Origin of the sequence: uncultured Algibacter sp. (assembly GCF_905480415.1) — a bacterium.
Lineage (GTDB): Bacteria > Bacteroidota > Bacteroidia > Flavobacteriales > Flavobacteriaceae > Algibacter_B.
In genome coordinates this window covers 1-2,818 of the sequence record NZ_CAJQQI010000093.1, presented here as the reverse complement: position 1 = coordinate 2,818, position 2,818 = coordinate 1, and the positions used below count along the sequence as shown (strand labels likewise).

General features: G+C 28.8%; 2 protein-coding genes and 1 pseudogene. All 3 read right to left on the bottom strand.

Going from position 1 to position 2,818, the window contains the following annotated elements; genetic code table 11:
• Positions 1 to 253: 253 nt before the first annotated feature.
• A complete protein-coding gene (locus QZ260_RS06650) occupies positions 254 to 1,045 on the bottom strand; it encodes a hypothetical protein (RefSeq protein ID WP_295984247.1) in 792 nt (263 codons plus the stop codon).
• Between the two features lie 74 nt (positions 1,046 to 1,119).
• Complete coding sequence (locus QZ260_RS06645) at positions 1,120 to 1,935, bottom strand: prohibitin family protein (protein WP_295984245.1); 816 nt, start codon at positions 1,933 to 1,935, stop codon at positions 1,120 to 1,122.
• Positions 1,936 to 1,949: 14 nt separating this feature from the next.
• Positions 1,950 to 2,818, bottom strand: a pseudogene (locus QZ260_RS06640) (VWA domain-containing protein); the annotation flags it as partial.

Genomic DNA, 2,818 nt, shown 5'->3' with positions numbered 1-2,818 from the left:
TACTCATTTTTATTGTTTTTATGAGTTCGAAACAATCTACTTGGTATTATAATTAAAAAACCCGCTTGATTGTCTCAAACGGGTTTAAAAATATATGTTGATTTTACTCAATACATTTTCACTTCGCCTGAGAGCAAATATAAAAATGATGATGTAGTTGAATAAATGTCATGTTTAATATTGATTGTGACAAAGATAATTAATTTGATACTACAAGTTGTTTAAAATTTATAAAAAAAACTAAAATTATATATTAATTAAGCCTTTTAAATTTATAAGACATAATATTGAGAATATGTTTAAATTTACCATTCATAATTAAGGTTTTAAAAATTATAGTTTTTCTTTTAAGTTTCTGATACTTATTAAGAAAAATAAAACCGTAATAATACTTGTAATATTTGCTTTGCCTAATAATAGGATTCTGTTTAAAAAAATGTCTTGTTTTATTTAAAATAATTAGATTTCTATCTAATTCACTGGTATTACAGACATGAATAAATAAAGCATTTGTATTATCGTGAATACGATAAATACTATTTAAATTTTCAGGGTCATGAATAATTATTTGATTATTATATTTAGGTAAAACATAGTCTACCATAATCTTCTGCTCATAAGGAAAAGGGCATCCCATACGCATAGAATATATTTCATCCTCTATTTTTAAAGCATTTTTACTAACTATCTTAACACCTGTATTAATTGGATATTCCCAGGGTTTTTCATGAAATAAATGATAGAGAATATTACTTTGGTTCAAGTCTATAAATGATTCAATTCTCTTTTCTGGAGTCTTAATATAAATATCTGTATCTAACCAAATATACCAATCAGCATTAGGGAATGCTTCACTCGCTTTTTTTATAATAAGGCATCGCCGAAAATGAAATTCTGAAATAACATGATCTACCTTTGTAAAGTCATCGTAGTATAAATCATAATCATTTAAATTACAGTAATTAACCAAAAGTCTTTTAGTTAAATCTGTAAAAAAAACACCTTTAGGATAATGACCAGAAACAAAACAAATTTTACTATTCATAATTAATAAAGCATTAAAACCCTTCAATTAGCTTAAAGGGCTTTATTAAATATGTATTAGAACTAGAAAAAATTTTATTGATTTCCAAGAATAATTGGCATTCCGCTATCTCCGGAACCTATAACAATTACTTTACTATTTGGAGATTCTGAAAGCTTAACTGTAGCTTCTATACCTTTATCTTGAAGAATTTTATCTGTTAATGATGCACTTAGAATTCTATTTGATTCTGCTTTACCTTTTGCTTCAATAATTACTTTCTCAGCTTCTTTTCTTGCACTTTCAAGTCTAAATTCATATTCTAATGATTCTTGCTCTTGCTTTAATTTACGCTCAATAGCCTCTTTAATTGTTGGAGGTAACGTTACATCTCTTACTAATACCTCATTTAATTGAACATATTGTTTATCAAGTATTTTCTTGGTTTCTTCAAAAATTTCAACTTGAATGGCGTCACGTTTAGTTGAATACAAATCATCTGGCGTATAACGTCCAATAACACTCCTTGCTGCACTACGAATTGCAGGTTGAATAACGCGCTGCAAATAACCTTGCCCAAGAGACTGATGCAAATTACCTAATTCGTTATAAACAGGCTCGTACCACGCCGAAGCATCAATTTGAATTTCTAATCCGTTTGATGATAACACTTTCATTTTTTCAAAAAGTTCCTGCTGTCTTACTTCGTAAACATATACCTTGTTCCAAGGTGCCACAATATGAAATCCTTCTCCCATTGGCGGCTCATCAGTAACAACACCATCTGCAAAGGTTTTAAAAAGCACTCCAGCCTCACCAGAATCTATGGTTACTGCAGATTTTGCTAATATGACTACTAATATAATCGCCCCAATTATAAAAGGCAATGCTACTTTTGGTAATTTTTCCATTTTTTTATTTTAATTTAAATTAATCCGTTATACTTTCTTATAAACCACTCCAAACTTAAGCTTAAAGCTATAATAGCGAGTAGATATTTCCAATCTATCAAAGGTATGATATTTTTACTGCTTTTTTGAATGGGAACATATCTATTATCATTTAATAAATCATTAACTAAACCTCGAGTATTATCAATAAAATAACTTGAACCTAAACTGTTAGTAGCTAACTGTTGCAACTTTGTTACATTAGCATTCAAAAATTGTTGTTCTACATTGTATTCTAAAATTTGAAAACTACCAGATTTAGAGATGTTTTCTTTTGAAGTCCTTACTGTAAAGCTATATTCAGAAGGCGGCAAACTATTTAAATCAACTTGATAATTATTATTTTTCAAAATTAAAGGAAATGTTTTTCGATCCTTCGAAGTTTTGTTTGTTACCGTCACATTTAGAGTTTCTCGAGAATCAAAAACATAATTTTTATCGAAAAACTCAGCTTTAAGTATAATGTTTCCACTTCCATTATAAAACGATTCGTAATCCAAGTTTAGTCTGCTCTTTTGTTTTTTAGAAGCCAAGTATTGTATCAATTTACCTATGAAGTCATCAAAAGCATTAAACGATTTTTCATTCAAATAGCTTTGCCCGCGCCATTGCCATAAATTCTCTCCAAATAAAACAGCCTCTCGTCTTCCACTAGTTTCAAACGTTGCTAAAAGCGTTTGATTCGTTGAAACACCACTTACCGTTTTATTTAAAATGGACTGAAAAGGAATATTAAACTTAACCTCGCCATAATTTGAAAGTAGCGGTGGAAAAGATTCAAAATTCAAATCATCTATTACAAATGGTGAATAATTACTATTTAATTCAGCAAGATAATTTTCAG

Excerpts from the sequence above, each read along its gene's own strand:
- QZ260_RS06650 (WP_295984247.1), bottom strand. The coding sequence starts at position 1,045 with ATGAATAGTAAAATTTGTTTTGTTTCTGGTCATTATCCTAAAGGTGTT.
- QZ260_RS06645 (WP_295984245.1), bottom strand. The coding sequence starts at position 1,935 with ATGGAAAAATTACCAAAAGTAGCATTGCCTTTTATAATTGGGGCGATT.